The 15,847-nt window shown below is 33.6% G+C and carries 13 protein-coding genes; 9 read left to right on the forward strand and 4 right to left on the reverse strand.

Annotated features, from left to right (window positions below; genetic code table 11):
- Nucleotides 1–314 precede the first annotated feature (314 nt).
- Entirely contained in the window at nt 315–779 is a 465-nt protein-coding gene (locus M0M57_RS13390; protein WP_248433537.1) for a PA2169 family four-helix-bundle protein, read from the reverse strand.
- 848 nt (nt 780–1,627) lie between these two features.
- Between M0M57_RS13390 and M0M57_RS13395 the strand changes: the two genes are divergently transcribed.
- From M0M57_RS13395 to M0M57_RS13430, 8 genes are all read left to right on the forward strand, one after another.
- On the forward strand, nt 1,628–2,272 hold the full coding sequence (locus M0M57_RS13395; RefSeq protein WP_248433538.1) for a matrixin family metalloprotease: 645 nt from the start codon (nt 1,628–1,630) through the stop codon (nt 2,270–2,272).
- A 377-nt stretch (nt 2,273–2,649) separates the two neighbouring features.
- Nucleotides 2,650–3,060, forward strand: coding sequence for a methylmalonyl-CoA epimerase (gene mce, locus M0M57_RS13400; RefSeq protein WP_248433540.1), 411 nt, complete (start codon nt 2,650–2,652; stop codon nt 3,058–3,060).
- Between the two features lie 10 nt (nt 3,061–3,070).
- Nucleotides 3,071–4,630, forward strand: a complete 1,560-nt coding sequence (locus tag M0M57_RS13405) for an acyl-CoA carboxylase subunit beta (RefSeq protein WP_248433541.1) — start codon at nt 3,071–3,073, stop codon at nt 4,628–4,630.
- A 1-nt stretch (nt 4,631) separates the two neighbouring features.
- The gene (locus M0M57_RS13410; protein ID WP_248433542.1) at nt 4,632–5,021 is read left to right on the forward strand and encodes an OadG family protein; all 390 of its coding nucleotides are present in this window, start codon (nt 4,632–4,634) and stop codon (nt 5,019–5,021) included.
- Between the two features lie 6 nt (nt 5,022–5,027).
- Nucleotides 5,028–5,468 carry a biotin/lipoyl-containing protein gene (locus tag M0M57_RS13415; RefSeq protein ID WP_248433543.1) on the forward strand — a complete coding sequence of 147 codons (441 nt, stop codon included), beginning with the start codon at nt 5,028–5,030 and terminating at the stop codon, nt 5,466–5,468.
- A gap of 6 nt (nt 5,469–5,474) precedes the next feature.
- Complete coding sequence (locus M0M57_RS13420) at nt 5,475–6,629, forward strand: sodium ion-translocating decarboxylase subunit beta (protein WP_248433544.1); 1,155 nt, start codon at nt 5,475–5,477, stop codon at nt 6,627–6,629.
- 146 nt (nt 6,630–6,775) lie between these two features.
- A complete protein-coding gene (gene glgP / locus M0M57_RS13425; RefSeq protein WP_248433546.1) occupies nt 6,776–8,437 on the forward strand; it encodes an alpha-glucan family phosphorylase in 1,662 nt (553 codons plus the stop codon).
- Between the two features lie 86 nt (nt 8,438–8,523).
- Nucleotides 8,524–9,054 carry a methylated-DNA--[protein]-cysteine S-methyltransferase gene (locus M0M57_RS13430; protein WP_248433547.1) on the forward strand — a complete coding sequence of 177 codons (531 nt, stop codon included), beginning with the start codon at nt 8,524–8,526 and terminating at the stop codon, nt 9,052–9,054.
- 48 nt (nt 9,055–9,102) lie between these two features.
- Here M0M57_RS13430 and M0M57_RS13435 read toward each other — a convergent pair whose 3' ends face one another.
- Nucleotides 9,103–9,792 (reverse strand): outer membrane beta-barrel protein, encoded by a 690-nt coding sequence (locus tag M0M57_RS13435; RefSeq protein ID WP_248433548.1) that lies wholly within the window; start codon nt 9,790–9,792, stop codon nt 9,103–9,105.
- 78 nt (nt 9,793–9,870) lie between these two features.
- Between M0M57_RS13435 and M0M57_RS13440 the strand changes: the two genes are divergently transcribed.
- Entirely contained in the window at nt 9,871–10,665 is a 795-nt protein-coding gene (locus M0M57_RS13440) for a fibronectin type III domain-containing protein (RefSeq protein ID WP_248433549.1), read from the forward strand.
- Nucleotides 10,666–10,693: 28 nt separating this feature from the next.
- On the opposite strand, the gene M0M57_RS13445 is transcribed toward M0M57_RS13440, so the two are convergent.
- Together M0M57_RS13445 and M0M57_RS13450 are read right to left on the reverse strand one after the other, a co-directional pair.
- On the reverse strand, nt 10,694–11,719 hold the full coding sequence (locus tag M0M57_RS13445; protein WP_248433550.1) for a helix-turn-helix transcriptional regulator: 1,026 nt from the start codon (nt 11,717–11,719) through the stop codon (nt 10,694–10,696).
- A gap of 56 nt (nt 11,720–11,775) precedes the next feature.
- The gene (locus M0M57_RS13450) at nt 11,776–15,789 is read right to left on the reverse strand and encodes an AAA domain-containing protein (protein WP_248433551.1); all 4,014 of its coding nucleotides are present in this window, start codon (nt 15,787–15,789) and stop codon (nt 11,776–11,778) included.
- Nucleotides 15,790–15,847 lie beyond the last annotated feature (58 nt).

Below are 15,847 nucleotides of genomic sequence, written 5' to 3' on the forward strand. Positions count from 1 at the left end.
ATTATTTGAGTTAGGAAGGCATAAAATATCAGTTGTAGAATGAACTTCGGCTAATTCTGAATAATTGCTTGGAGTAAATAAATTATTTTACAAATGTAAGTATTGTCTACCTGATGAAAAAATTTATAAGTATAAAACGTTAAATTATTTTTTTATATTGTTCAAATAACATTTTAATAATTCATTTAAAGAACTTTAAATGTCAGCATGAGCCTGCATAAAATCTAACCACAAATAATTGCAAGCTCAATTTGACATATAGTTTATTTTTCTTGTGTTATTTTTTAAATTGAAATAATAATAATTCTAACTTTTTAAACTTTTTCTTCTTGAAAATAGTTATGCAACTGATTAATTTTCTCATAGTCTGCTTTTAGCATGTTATACTGCCTAGAAAGAACACTTTCACATTCTAAGTTTAGATTAGAAATACTTCCTTTAATTATTTTCAGGTATTCTCTTAGCACTGCGTTTTCTCCGTGCTTACAAGAATATAAAATTGTTTGACGATCATCTTTTTTAATTGCTTTTTTCATTTCCCTCCAAACATTAAAGAATTTACCGGTTTCTCTAAATCCGTTATTCCTTTTACCTCCTAATTTTTTTAATTCCTGAATAAGCTCTTTTCTACACTCCAAAGAGGTTTGTGCTAATGTTGAAAACATTATTTTGATATCTACTTCTTTTGCTTCGTAAATGGCAGATTTATATCCTTCAACTCTATCATTGTTAATACATAATAATGTGTTAAGGTTTTCAATGGCTTTTTCAGTTATCATGTGTATGGCAATTAAGTGTTTGATTTTATTGTGTAAATTTCAGATAATTATCTCTGTCATGACTTATACAATTATAGATTTTTATTACATCATTTCTGTTTTTTTGTATGTGGAATATTCTTTAGACGATTTATTTTGCACATGTCTTAGAATTAAAAAATATAAAACATAGATATAAAATCTCCACAAGCTAATGATTGACACTAAAACTAATTTTAGGATACTTGTTTAAGAATACATTAAGAATAGATGTTAGTCATATAAGTATACAACATTACTTTGAGTAACATTTTCGGATGATAACGCTTTACTGTATTTCTTTAGCAGTGGTTGGATGTTGATGAACTCCACAACTTGGTCAACTACCTGAACGGGATATTTCTCTGAAATAAAATCGTCAAAAGGATAAGTTAAAAGTATGTTTGACGTTGATTGTAATGTTTGAAATTCACATATAATCATATGTAAATCAGATATAAAAACACAAAAAAAACAACTGTTTCATGTAAGAAAAAACGAAAAAAAAAACTGTCTCAAGTTGTCAGACTGCATCTTTTTTTTGTAAATCTATTTTAAATTTTTGTATTTTTGAGTAGTAACATTTTTATTTTTTGAATTATGACATATCTTTTTATTCCAATCATATTAACTGTTTTGTTTATATTTTATGTGCTTTATCTGGCTTTTGTAAAGAAAGAGTTAAAGTCAAAATTTCAATCAGTGTTTGTTCCAGGGTTATTTTTTATTGGAATTTGGGCTGTAATTTATTTTTTTATTCTTTTCTAACAGAAGATAAAGACGATTAAATCTTACTCTTCTTAATTGATTTTAAATTGTGATGAAAACATATGAATAAAATAGGCTTTGTTTTTATTTTAATTTTTTTCAGTTGTCAGAATAAATCAGTTTCCGATACTAAAGTCGGCATTCAACCGTATGCTGATTTTTCAAAAACCAAAACAGACACTATCACAAAAATTATTCATGAATTTTATGGTGTTGAAACGATTATTTTACCCAATAAACCTCATGACATTTCAACTTTTACTAAAGTGAAATCGCCTCGTTACAGAGCCGATAAGATCATCAAACTTCAAAAAGAAAAACTTCCAGATTCATTAGATTATATTATCGGTCTAACCGAAAAAGACATTTCAACTTCAAAAAAAGAAAATGGAAAAGTAAAAGAACCTGCCCATAAATATGAAGATTGGGGAATTATGGGTTTGGCTTATTGTCCGGGGAAAAGTTGTGTGGTTTCAACCTTTCGAATTCAACATAAAAATAAAGAAGTTCATTTTATGCGATTAAAGAAAGTCACCGTTCATGAATTCGGACACAATTTAGGTTTGCCACATTGTCCTGATAAAAAATGCGTGATGACTGATGCTGTTGAAAGTGTTGCTACGATTGATAAAGCTCAACTTGCTTTATGTGAAAAGTGTTCTAATCAAATCAAATCAAATAAAAACGGTTACATGAATTTCCTGTAGCCGTTTTTTATTCACTTTGATAAAAACATCAATTACCGTCAATCTTTTGATAATGTATAATTGTTTTGAACATTCCGACGATCCCGTTCCAAGAGTAGGTACTTTAGAATCACCAATTCCGTCTACGAAAGCATTGGAATATCAATATTTATAAAAAAAACGATTTGAAATAGAGTTGCCAGAATTGGTAGAATATTAATATAGGAAAGAGACTAAGGTCTCTTTTTTTTGTTTAAAATATTAAATTATTATCGCAATCGATATAGTTAGTAACTATTCTAATTTTCAATCTATTCCATCCATTTACCTGATATTTATCAGATTTTAACATTTCATATCATTCTAACTTTGTTGTATATTTTAAATACAATAAGGTCATGAATTTATCACACATAGAACATATTGGAATTGCTGTTAAAAGCTTAGATGAAGCTATTCCCTTTTGGGAAAACATGCTTGGTCTCAAATGCTACACTATTGAAGAAGTGAAAGAACAGAAAGTAAAAACTGCTTTCTTTCAAATCGGACAATCAAAAATTGAATTATTAGAATCTACAGATCCCGAAGGACCTATCGGTAAATTTATCGAAAAGAAAGGCGAAGGCATTCATCACCTTGCCATTGCTGTAAAACACATTCAACAAAATTTAACGGAGTTAGAAATTAATGGTGTTCAGTTAATCGACAAAACGCCCAGAAAAGGTGCAGAAGGCTTAGACATTGCCTTTATACATCCGAAAGCAACGCATGGTGTGTTGCTGGAACTTTGCGAAAATAATAATTTGTAAATCTAGACTAATGGAAAGTACAAACCAACTTAAAACCTTATTAGACAAACGTGCTGAAGCCAAATTAGGTGGTGGACAAAAACGAATTGATACCCAGCATGCCAAAGGAAAATTAACTGCTCGTGAGCGAATTGAACTCTTGCTGGATGAAAATAGTTTTGAAGAGTTTGATATGTTTGTCACTCATCGTTGTACCAATTTTGGTCTGGAAGATCAGAAATATTTAGCCGATGGTGTTGTAACCGGATTCGGAACCATTGATGCCAGATTAGTCTATGTTTTTTCACAAGATTTCACTGTTTTTGGGGGTTCATTGTCAGAAACATTTGCTCAAAAAATATGTAAAGTGATGGACATGGCTCTCAAAATGGGAGCACCAATTATCGGAATTAACGATAGTGGAGGAGCTAGAATACAAGAGGGAGTAACAAGCTTAGCCGGTTATGCCGAAGTTTTTCAACGCAACATCATGGCTTCAGGCGTAATTCCGCAAATTTCTGCTGTATTCGGGCCTTGTGCAGGTGGTGCTGTTTATTCTCCGGCACTGACCGATTTTATTATGATGACTAAAAAGAACAGTTATATGTTTGTAACGGGACCAAAAGTAGTAAAAACCGTTACCGGAGAAGTAGTTACCGATGATGAATTAGGTGGTGCAATGGTACACGGAACCAAATCGGGTGTAACGCATTTTATTGCCGAAGACGAACAAGAAGGTTTATTACTTATTCGAAAATTATTGAGCTATTTGCCACAGAATAATCTCGAAGAACCACCACTTTCTGTTTGTTTAGATCCGATAGATCGTTTTGAAGATAGTTTAAACACCATTATTCCCGAAAATCCAAATAAACCGTATGATGTAAAAGATGTTATTCATGCTATTGCCGATGATAATGAGTTTTTTGAAGTTCATCGTCATTATGCACCAAATATTGTGGTGGGTTATGCCAAATTTAACGGACAACCGGTTGGTATTGTAGCGAATCAACCTAGTTATTTAGCGGGTGTGTTAGATATTAACGCTTCCCGAAAAGCAGCTCGATTTGTTCGTTTTTGTGATGCATTTAATATTCCAATTGTTACGTTGGTGGATGTGCCTGGATTCTTACCCGGAACAACCCAAGAATATGGAGGAATCATCATTCATGGTGCAAAATTGCTTTTTGCTTATGGCGAAGCAACAGTACCAAAAGTGACCATTATTCTTCGAAAAGCCTATGGTGGAGCCTATGATGTAATGAGCTCTAAACATTTAAGAGGCGATATCAATTATGCTTGGCCAAATGCAGAAATTGCCGTGATGGGACCAAAAGGAGCTATTGAAATTCTCTACCAAAAAGAATACATGCAAATTGAAAACCTGGAGGAAAGAGCTCAATTTATAGCCGATAAAACAGAAGAATACAAACAAAAATTTGCTAATCCGTATAACGCGGCCAGCTACGGTTATATCGATGATATAATTGAACCTCGAAATACGCGATTCAGAATCATTCGGGCTCTACAATCATTGGCAACCAAAAAAGTGGTTAATCCACCAAAAAAACATTCTAATTTACCATTGTAACATGAACAATCTATTCATTTTATTACAAGCTAGTTCGCACAAAGATGCGGCAGAGTTTGCCCGACTGGATCCGTATGGGGTTGGAATGACCATGGTGGCTATGTCTGTTGTTTTTATCTCATTACTCTTTCTTTATTTGATGTTTAAAAATATAGCCAAACTTTTTGCTTATGATTTTAGGAAAAAATCATCTTCCAACACAAATCAATCTGTTACAACCAAAGATAACGCTGCCACTTTAGAATTAGGTGCAGCAGTGGCAATGGCTATTTATTTATACCAACAAGAATTGCACGACCATGAAACGGCTTTGTTAACTATTAAAAAAATCAACCGAAACTATTCACCATGGAATTCTAAAATCTATGGAATGCGTAAGGAATTAAAATAAACAGCAATGAAAAAATTTAATTTTAAAATAAACGGAAACAATTACGAAGTAAAAATTGACAGCTTAGAAGATGATTTAGCCTCTGTTCAAGTTAACGGAATTGCCTATTCGGTTGAATTGGAAAAAAAATCATCGGTTACTAAAACACCAAAATTGGTTCGTTCCGTTGCCGTGCCAACAACAGATTCTTCTCAGTCAATTGCAAAAACAAGCAATCCTTCTGCTCCAAAAGGTGGTGGAACTATCAAATCACCACTACCGGGCGTTATTTTGAAACTGCATGTAAAAGTTGGTGACACGGTGAATCTTTCTCAAGAATTAATTACACTAGAAGCCATGAAAATGGAAAATAGTATCCAAGCGGATAAAGCTGGAGTGGTGGAAGCAATTCATTTTAATACTAATGATGCAGTGATGGAAGGCGATGTTTTAATTACCATAAAATAAGAAATCATGAATGAGTTTTGGAGTTTTTTAGTAGAACATTTACAACTGTTTTTCACCTTTACAGCGTTTGCTAATTTTACAATTGGGCACGGCTTCATGATTTTAATTGGATTGGTCTTTATTTATTTAGCTATTTTTAAAGAATATGAACCGATGTTATTGGTTCCAATCGGATTTGGAATTTTAATTGGAAATGTACCTTTTTTTCCTGGTCTTCAAATAGGAATTTATGAAGAAGGCAGTGTGCTTAATTACCTTTATTTTGGTGTAATGAAAGGTATCTATCCGCCTTTGATATTTCTAGGAATAGGGGCGATGACTGACTTTTCGGCCTTAATTTCCAACCCAAAATTGATGTTAATTGGTGCTGCAGCTCAATTCGGAATTTTTGGAGCATACATGGCTGCTTTAGCCTTAGGTTTTTTACCTGAACAAGCGGGTGCAATCGCTATCATTGGCGGAGCAGATGGTCCAACGGCTATCTTTTTATCTTCAAAATTAGCACCGGAATTAATGGGGGCAATCGCCATCTCAGCGTATTCCTATATGGCATTGGTGCCGGTTATTCAGCCACCAATCATGCGGTTATTAACAACTTCAAAAGAACGATTAATTCGAATGAAACCACCACGTGTTGTTTCTAGAAATGAAAAAATTATGTTCCCAATTTTTGGTTTATTACTCACCACATTCATTGTTCCGAGTGGTCTTCCATTATTAGGTATGTTGTTCTTTGGAAATTTATTAAAAGAAAGTGGCGTCACCAAACGTTTAGCCGATACAGCCAAAGGGTCTTTGATCGATATCGTAACCATTTTAATTGGTTTAACAGTAGGAGCTTCTACCCAAGCAACGACTTTTTTAACCGGTAATTCGGTAGGGATTTTTGCTATTGGAGCGGTTTCTTTTATCATCGCAACAACAACGGGTGTTCTGTTTACCAAGATTTTCAATTTGTTTTTGAAAGAAGGCAATAAAATTAATCCATTAATTGGAAATTCAGGTGTTTCTGCTGTACCAGATAGTGCAAGGGTATCGCAAGTGGTTGGTTTAGAATATGACAAAACTAATCATTTACTCATGCATGCCATGGGACCAAACGTGGCAGGAGTGATTGGAAGTGCCATTGCAGCAGGGGTTTTATTAAGTTTCCTTGGTTAAATAGTAAAAGTAGTAGAAACAGATTTATCCGCAAAGTAATTACTATTTTGCGGATAACTTTTTCTCAAATTCCAATTTCTTTTTTAGTACATTTGAAATAATACTTCAAGTTTTTTAAACGATTTAAATAAATTTATTCACTTCTCATGAGTTCTACTTTACCAACACAGTTTAAACATCCTTATGCATTCAATAAAAAATATAAAAAATCGGTAGCCTATTTCAGTATGGAATTTGCAATCGATCAATGTTTAAAAATATATTCCGGCGGATTGGGCTTTCTTGCCGGTTCACACATGCGTAGTGCCTACGATTTAAAACAAAATGTAATAGGTATTGGTGTGCTTTGGAAACAAGGATATTATGATCAATACCGAAAAGAAGATCGTATGATGGGCGTCATGTTTCAAGAAAAAATTTTTCATTTTCTGGAAGATACAGGAATTCGATTTACGATAGAAATCAGCAATCATCCGGTTTTAGTGAAAGCAATGTTTCTAAATCCGGAAACATTTGGAACTGCACCGATGTTCTTTTTGTCTACCGATTTGCCGGAAAATGATTATTTAGCACAATCTACTACATTCCGTTTATACGATTCAGATCCCAATGCAAAAGTGGCTCAATGTATGGTTTTAGGTCTCGGAGGAGCAAAACTTTTAGATGTGTTAGATTACACACCGGATAGGTATCATTTTAATGAAGCTCATGCCTTGTCGGGTGCGTTTTATTTATATAAAAAGTTCGGACATAATTTGGATAAACTCAAAGAAAAACTCGTCTTTACAACGCATACACCTGAAGAAGCCGGTAACGAAAAACACGACATTAATTTCTTATATAATTTAAGTTTCTTTTGCGGATTACCTATGGCAGAAGTCAGAGCAATTTCAGGTATTCATGATAGTATATTTAACCATACATTAGTAGGTTTACGCTTTAGCGAAAAAGCAAATGGCGTATCAAAATTGCATGGAGAAGTTTCTCGAATGATGTGGGAAGGCTATGAAGGTGTTTGTCCGATTACACACATTACCAATGCCCAAAACAAAAAATTCTGGGCAGATCCGTTTTTAGAAGAATACAGAGTAGCCAACGATATGCCGGGAATAGTAAAACGAAAAACCAGATTAAAGCAAAAATTATTTGATGTAGTGGCCGATCAAACCGGAAAATTATTTAACCCTCAACTACTCACAATCGTGTGGGCAAGAAGATTTGCCGAATACAAAAGACCTGATTTAATTGCACGAGATTTAGTAAGGTTTAAGCGATTAATGGAAAACACAAACATGCCAATTCAACTAATCTTTGCTGGAAAACCGTATCCCATGGATTATGGAGCGATAAACACCTTTAATTCCTTAGCCTATTTGAGTCGTTCGTTTAGTAATATGGCTGTTTTAACGGGCTATGAACTAAAGCTTTCCCGACAGTTAAAAGAAGGGGCAGATGTTTGGTTAAACACACCCAGAGTTACCCGTGAAGCATCCGGAACAAGCGGAATGTCTGCCGCAATGAATGGAGCAGTCAACGTTTCTACCAATGATGGATGGATTTGTGAATTCTATAACAATGGTATAAATTCGTTTGTTTTGCCAACCGTAGATTATCAATTGCCAACCTACGAACAAGACGCATTAGATTTAGAAAATTTACTAAATGTGCTGGAAAATGAAATCATTCCAACCTATTACCTCAACAGAGAAAAATGGAATTCAATTGTTTCAGCTAGTCTAAATTCTGTGAGTCCATTTTTTGATTCTTCACGCATGGCCGATGAATATTATGAAAAAATGTATAAATAATAGGATGTTTTAAATGTATAGTGAAAACTAACTTTTAAAATAATCTATACCAATTGAAATAAAGTAATCAATAAATAAAGACGTTAATGCAACCCAATACCATTCACATTCAATATTATAATTCGCCCGTTGGAGAACTGGTTTTAGGCGATTTCAACAATCAACTTTGTTTGTGTGATTGGCGTTACCGTAAAATGCGGAATGAAGTAGATAACCGAATTTTAAAAGCATTAGAAGCCGAATTTGTTGAAGAATCAACTCCTTTATTAACCGAAACTCAAAATCAACTAGAAGCCTATTTCGATAAAAAGCGAACAACGTTTGATTTACCGCTTTTATTGATTGGAACTGATTTTCAGCAAACCGTTTGGAAAGCGTTACAACAAATTGATTATGGAAAAACACAAACTTATTTGGGTTTATCCAAACAACTAGACAATCCCAAAGCCATTCGGGCAGTAGCTTCGGCAAATGGAGCAAATGCTATTTCGATTATTATTCCATGCCATCGAATTATTGGAAGTAATCAAGAATTAGTGGGCTATGCCGGAGGATTGTCTGCTAAGAAAAAATTATTGGCAATAGAACAGGGAAGCCAGTTGGAGTTGTTTAGCTGAAAGATTTTTTAAATTCATAATAAATTACAAATCATTTAATTACAATTTTTACCATCCTCCGCCTTCATTTATAAAATAAATTAGGGTGAAATTATAATAATTATCTTTTCCTTTTATATCAATACCATCAGCCTGAAAATAAAAAGGAGCGTGTCTGTATGGATCTGTAATTCCTTTGAAATATCTAAAATTAACCATAAAACGTTCATAGGTAGCACTTACACCCATTACAGCAAAAGCATTGAATGAAAGTTGCCCATTGGTAGAGTCAAATTCTAAATCAGACGGTTTAAGATAGTATGGATCTAAATAATAATCTTCTTTGCCGCTATCGTTTAATTTCATCTCATGCATCAAACTGGCAGAAGCACCTAATTGAAGACCAAATTGTAAGTCGTTTTTTAAATTCAACACATTATAATTGAATATAACAGGCATGTTATAATTTCCCATTTTGAATTTAATATCTTCCGGAGTAGATTCCGGTGTTTCTCTTCCAACTAATTTAAGGTAATGTTGACTGTAATTAAATTCAACTAATAAATCCAGATTATCCGCAATTTCACTAGTACCAACCATTCCTAAACTAAAACCGGGCATCGATTTAGAAAATAAAATTTCTGTCTTTGTTGAAAAATTGGTAACACCGGCTGTAAAACCAAATCTACCACCAAATTGAGCAAATGAGAAGTTTGCAGACAATATAAAAAATAAAAGAACAGTTGAATATTTTTTCATTTTATTAATAGGACTTTTTTTAATTTTTAGTTAGCAAATATAAACCAATTTATATATTTTTGGTAAAATTTTTTACAAATGAAAAAGTTTATTGCATTAGTATTATTTGTTTCTCTATTGTCGGGATGTGAAATTGAAAATATCAATTATAAAGTTCCATTGGTTATTTCGTATGAACCTGAAAATGTTTTAACAAATAGTGCTATTTTAGGTGGAATCGTGCTTGCCGAAGGCGGAAAAGATGTTACAGAATATGGTGTGGTTGTAAGCACTTCTGAAAATCCTACAATAAACGATACTAAAGTAGTTATAGGAAATCGTTTAGGTGAATTTTTTATTGCTTATAGCAATTTACAACCTGCAACAACCTATTTTTATAGAGCATACGGAGTCAATGAAGTGGGAGCAGGCTACGGAGAATCCTATCAGTTTACCACTGGTGTTGCTACACCTTGTAATCCTACGCAGCCAAACCGAGTTGATTACGGTTTTGGGCAACTTAATGTTAATAATGTTTCATTAAATGAAGATGCTTATTATTCAGAAAGTGGAAATTTAGAATTTGAAGCTACGAGTTCTTTTTCAGCCGCCAGAATTTTTGTAAGCTTTAATGAAATTAATGCAAATTATCCTCTAACTGGAGAATATACCATAACAAATGAAAGCAATTTTAATTCGTTTAATAACCTCTCTAAAGGTAAAGCTAGATTAAATATTATGAATTTTGGCATGGGTGGACCAGCGGCAGCAACTGCACAACCCGGTACTAAAATTTATGTAGAAAACGATGGATTTGTGATGACTATTATTTTTTGCAATACGTCTATGGGTAATTATTCATTAAACGGAAAGTTTTCTAAAGTAATTAATTAATGAGGTTAAGCGATTTGATTACATGGTCTTAACTATCACTAGCGGTATCATATTTCTTGATTGCTCTTTCTAAAATAGTCTTCATTCTATTTCGTAAGCGTTCCGGTTTAATGATTTCAATTCCATTTCCAAAACCCAACAGCAAACGTTCCATTTCATAATTTTCAATCAGAAAAAGGTTGATGATAATACTTCCATCTTCATTTTGTTGCAAGACGCGTTGTGAGTGATGCAGTGGCTTTGTTATCACATACGGAGCATTAATTGAATCAATCCAAAGCTGAATTACTCTCGGTTGTAAGCCTTCATTTACGGTAACACCAATTACATTTTTATAATATTTTTCAACATCAAAATGATGATCTAAAAAAGGCATTTGAAAATCATAATCAATTTTGATAATTCGGTCTAAAGCCAAATTTGAAATGGGATGAGTTCCTTTCTTCTTTCCCACCACAAACCAACGGTTATTGAATTCTTTCAGAATAAACGGATGAAAATTAAATTGGTTTTCTTCTTTGGATTTGAAAGATTTATAGGTGATTACTAAAACTATTTTCTTCACAATGGCTTGATAAATTTCATCCAAAAAATGTAACCCTTTCAAACTTTCGTTTTTGTCTAAATGAATGACCGGTTGCGTATGTGATTTCTCCGCATAAATCTTGTCCTCCAATCGCTGAACGATATCCGAGACATCGCTAAAAAGTGAAAAATCTTTGAATTGTTTCAACATCGAAACCGTTTCAGTCAGCACATTAATATCCGTTTCGGTTAAAGGAATATCAGTAATCGTGAAACCTTCTTCCGCATAATGATAAAACTTTTTGTCATACACTTCAATTGGAGCATTATAACCCAATTTTTCGCTTCTCATCATCTGAATATCCAATTGAATTGTTCTTTTGCTAACCGGATTTTCTTTTCCTTCATACTCATACAAAGCCTCACTACAGGCGTTTATCAAATCGTCTAACGTCCATTGACGATAGGTGTTTTGCAAACATTTATCTATGGTTTTGTAGCGGATGAGGGCGTTTTTGTTTTGTGACATTTTTTTTGAGTTGTCGGTTGTCGGTCGTCTGTTGTTTGTTATCAGTATTATCTTTACTAATCAACCACTTTTCCCTTCCATTTCAAGGTTTCTCTTTCGGGGTTTTGCCACCAATGTTGACTCCATATCCGCTGGTAATCAAATCCGGCTTTTTTGAGAATTTTTTCTTTGTGAATGTCTTCCAAATAAGCCAATTCACCACGGTATTCTTCTTTACTCAAACATTCTACAGCAATGTTTTTTCCACTATTTGTTTTGATGAGCATATCTAAATTATATCCTCCAAACGGATGATTAATCAGAATTTCAGCTTCAGGCATACCGTTTTTTAATTGTTTGTACACTTGTTCTTTGAACTTATTTTTTAAGTCATTCTCAGAAACAGTTTGTTTATTACTAAATTGATCTAAATCATGCAAAATTTCTTTTCTTTTGTTTTCATTTTCATCGCTAACAGCTTTGCAATAGGCTAAATAAGCATAAAAAACAGCACGACGATTGTTGCTTCCTTCTTGCTTTAAAACCTCTTTGTAGTTACTGTAACTTTCAGTTGGAATGGAATTACAGATATAAATCTTTTCTTTCGCTCTAGTCACAATCACATTCAGTAATTTATAGCCTTTAGAATGGTTTATTGGGCCAAAACTTTGAATAAATTTCCCGTCTTTTTTTCTGCCATAGGTGGTCGAAATAATGATAATATCTCGTTCATCACCTTGAATGTTTTCTAAGTTTTTTATAAATAATCCGGCCGCTTCTAATTGCGTAATTTTTTCTCTGAAATCACTGTTTTCTTCCAAACTTTGTTTGTAAGCAATTTTTCGTTTGATGTAATTTCGTTGCGTTATATTAAATGTTGCAATTCCAACAGAAGGATATTTTCCGGCAGCATTTGGTTGAATTTCTTCTAAAATTTCTACGATTTTATCCGCTTCTTCTTCATTAATATGTTCATGAAAAATTCCGTTTACTTCAAAAAATTCAATTGGTTTTTGATTGTTTAAAGCGGGTAATGGTTTCAATCGAGCATCATAAAATGCATGATTGGAAAAGTCAATCAAATACGGATGTCTGGAACGGTAATGAAAATCTAAATGGTTTTTATCAAATTTATATTCCAACGCAAAATCCAACAGCGATTCAATGTTTAATAAAGCATTTTTTTGAGTGATAACGGTTTCTTCCTCCAAATCATCTTCGTCTTCAAACGAACCGTCAAACACTTTACTAAAGTAATTGGACGGCGGCATTTGGTGTTCATCACCGGCAATAATAATATTTTTCCCTTTCAACAATGCCGGTAAATTGTCTTCTAATTTGAGCTGACTGGCTTCGTCAAATACCACATTATCAAAATAGAAATTTTTTCCTTGAAATAAATTACAACACACATCGGGAGTCGTAAATAAAACTGGAAAAAAGGCAGTAAACAAATCGGTATCCATATTCACAATTTGTCGTAACGTAAGCCGATTAAATTTTACACTTTTACGTTTGTTATATAAATTGGCCACCGTAATTTCTTTGTTTTCTTTTTCAAAATGAACGGCTGCTTTCAATTGTTTATTTTTCCAATAACTTTCAATGTAATTTTTTTGCGTACCGGAAAAATAAACCAATTTTTTTGCCATCGAAGCATAATGTTCTTCACTGAAATTGAGACTATTATTCGAATTGTTTTTCAGCAAAAGATTTAAATAAGCAAACAAAAACGAGTCTTTCCAATACTTTACCGGATAAAGATGCGTAAGAATTTGTTTTTGAAAATTAGTTAACGATTGATGAAACGCATGCCAATTGTAAGCAATCAAAAACGGATTGTCCGGATGCATTTTATTCGCTTCATGTTGATTTAAAACAGTAGTTATACTTTCATTGAACTGCGGAAAAGTAGTTCCCATTTCCAATTGATGCAACCAATTATCCTCTTGTAGCGATCGTTTTAGTTTTTTAGTTTTTAAAACGATTTGATCCAAATCGGCATTTTGATAATTGCGTTCAAAAAAGTTTAATAAGTCAGTTTGTTTAAAATCATTTTCCATTTTTTCGGAAAACGTTTGTTTGGCTAACTCGATTTTGTCTTCATAATTCTTGCATTCCAATAAGTTTTGCCACAAATTAGCAGTGATTTCTATCGGATAAAAATTTTGATGCAAACTGATGGTTTTGATTTTCTTACCCAATTCCCGCAAGGTTTCCTGATGTTGCAAAACCGTTTTTTTGGAAGAAGAAAACCAAGAAGAAACTTTATAGAAAAAACCATTGGTTTTAGCGAGATTAAATTCATCACTTTGCTCGCCTAAAGTGGCGGTTAGCACAAACATTTCGTTTCGGCTTTTTTGTAGTTCTTCCAGTTGAAGAGTAAATTCTTCCTTTCGTTTGGTATAATAAAATGCTTCGTAATTCTTTATAATTTGATTGATTTTCTGCCAATCAGATTGGTACTTCTGAAAAGCTTCATTCAAACCAAGTTGGCTAGTAAAGGCATCGGTTTCGGTAATTTTAGTTGAATTGTAAAACAAATTTTCGCTGTAGGGTTTGAACTTGTCATACAACGGTTGACCTTGCTCGATCATTTCCGTTAGCCTAATCCATTCTTCCGAATCAAATGCAAACGGCAAGGCTTGTAGGTTGACGTCTTCTTTTAACGTTAAACTATCCAATAATTGCCCAATGATTTCCGACCAGCTTTGATTGTTAATCAGCTGTTCATTTAATTTGTGATGTACGGCGTTAATCTCATTTTTAGACAAATGAATGCTATCCAATTGTTCTTGCAAAACACTCTGTGGATACACTTGTGTGGCTTCTTTAAATTTGGTATTATCCACCACATTTCGAACTGCATCCACCACATTTTTCCGGTCGGAAACGCTGTCTTTAATCATCACACAATACTTGTCTAATTTATGGTTTTGCATGGCAGTTTGCAAGACTTCCAAAGCGGTTTGTTTCTCACATACTACTATGGTTTTTTGCTTGTTTTCCAATGCATTGATTAGCAAAGCCGTTAAGGTTTGACTTTTTCCTGTTCCGGGTGGACCTTGAATAACTATTTTGGAATTGGTTTTTAGAGATTCTAACACACCTTGTTGCGATGGGTCGGTTTCAACAGCCGTGATCGATTGAAATACTTTTTCGATTGCCGCTTTTTCTTCCGCTTTAAAATTCGAAATCAAATCGCCATAATCATTGATGATGTTTTGCTTTTGTACTTCAAACAACGAAAAGAGTCCGCATTTTTCAATAACTGCATCGCCTTTTTTGGGTAAAAGTTTTTCGTAAGCCGCTTTGTTTTTGATTGGTAAAATGGCTTCGTAATTGTTCAGAATAAAATCTAGGTTTTGATCTACATGCAATTGCTGCAAAATCGATTGACAAATGGCTTGCAATTCCGGTTTGTCAATCTTGCCATCTTCAAGCATTTCAGCCGGAATGGGTTCTAAAAAAACACCCGAATCGGTTTGCAAATGATTGATTAATACTTCATTCAGATAGATTGGATCTTCTTCGGTGCGGCTCACTTCCCACGTATTCATTTCCGGTGAAGGCTTGATTTTAATAGACCAAATCAGAATAGGAGAAACCGAAATTTGTCCGTCGTGCATATCTCTTCTAATCAATAGCGGAAAACCAAATCCTAACGAATTCAATCCTTTTTCGGACTGAATTACTTCATTTTGAAAAATCAGATTTTCCAATCCTGAAGCCAATTTTTGTAAATCAATCAACCGTTCGGCTTCTTCTTTACTCAGGTCGGTTGTTTTTTCTTTTACTTTGGGTTTGGGCTCAAAATCTTCATAGTCATTCAAATAAATACTGTCGCTTTTTGTTGCAACTTCCTGAGCTTTCTGGGGTTTGTCATGAATGGAAAATTTGAAATTCACATTCCGCAATGTCAGCAAATCCAATATAAAATGTTCCGGTAAGCTTTTGTGAATGGTAGCCAAACGTGCCAAATCGAATTTATACCTCGAATTTCCGGGAATAGCATTCAAGTGAATGGTTCTGCGGTTTCCTACTTTTAATTTGGTTTGAAAGGCTTGAAAAATATCCGGTGTAAAATTCATCTTTAAAAAGCGATAAGTTAAGAGGTAAATATAGAATTTTTTGGTTTATTTAGAGAAA

Source organism: Flavobacterium azooxidireducens (assembly GCF_023195775.1).
GTDB classification, from domain to species: domain Bacteria; phylum Bacteroidota; class Bacteroidia; order Flavobacteriales; family Flavobacteriaceae; genus Flavobacterium; species Flavobacterium azooxidireducens.

Bases quoted from the DNA above. Each gene is read 5' to 3' on its own strand.
- M0M57_RS13390 (WP_248433537.1), bottom strand. From the start codon at position 779: ATGATAACTGAAAAAGCCATTGAAAACCTTAACACATTATTATGTATT.
- M0M57_RS13395 (WP_248433538.1), top strand. From the start codon at position 1,628: ATGAATAAAATAGGCTTTGTTTTTATTTTAATTTTTTTCAGTTGTCAG.
- mce (WP_248433540.1), top strand. From the start codon at position 2,650: ATGAATTTATCACACATAGAACATATTGGAATTGCTGTTAAAAGCTTA.
- M0M57_RS13405 (WP_248433541.1), top strand. From the start codon at position 3,071: ATGGAAAGTACAAACCAACTTAAAACCTTATTAGACAAACGTGCTGAA.
- M0M57_RS13410 (WP_248433542.1), top strand. From the start codon at position 4,632: ATGAACAATCTATTCATTTTATTACAAGCTAGTTCGCACAAAGATGCG.
- M0M57_RS13415 (WP_248433543.1), top strand. From the start codon at position 5,028: ATGAAAAAATTTAATTTTAAAATAAACGGAAACAATTACGAAGTAAAA.
- M0M57_RS13420 (WP_248433544.1), top strand. From the start codon at position 5,475: ATGAATGAGTTTTGGAGTTTTTTAGTAGAACATTTACAACTGTTTTTC.
- glgP (WP_248433546.1), top strand. From the start codon at position 6,776: ATGAGTTCTACTTTACCAACACAGTTTAAACATCCTTATGCATTCAAT.
- M0M57_RS13430 (WP_248433547.1), top strand. From the start codon at position 8,524: ATGCAACCCAATACCATTCACATTCAATATTATAATTCGCCCGTTGGA.
- M0M57_RS13435 (WP_248433548.1), bottom strand. From the start codon at position 9,792: ATGAAAAAATATTCAACTGTTCTTTTATTTTTTATATTGTCTGCAAAC.
- M0M57_RS13440 (WP_248433549.1), top strand. From the start codon at position 9,871: ATGAAAAAGTTTATTGCATTAGTATTATTTGTTTCTCTATTGTCGGGA.
- M0M57_RS13445 (WP_248433550.1), bottom strand. From the start codon at position 11,719: ATGTCACAAAACAAAAACGCCCTCATCCGCTACAAAACCATAGATAAA.
- M0M57_RS13450 (WP_248433551.1), bottom strand. From the start codon at position 15,789: ATGAATTTTACACCGGATATTTTTCAAGCCTTTCAAACCAAATTAAAA.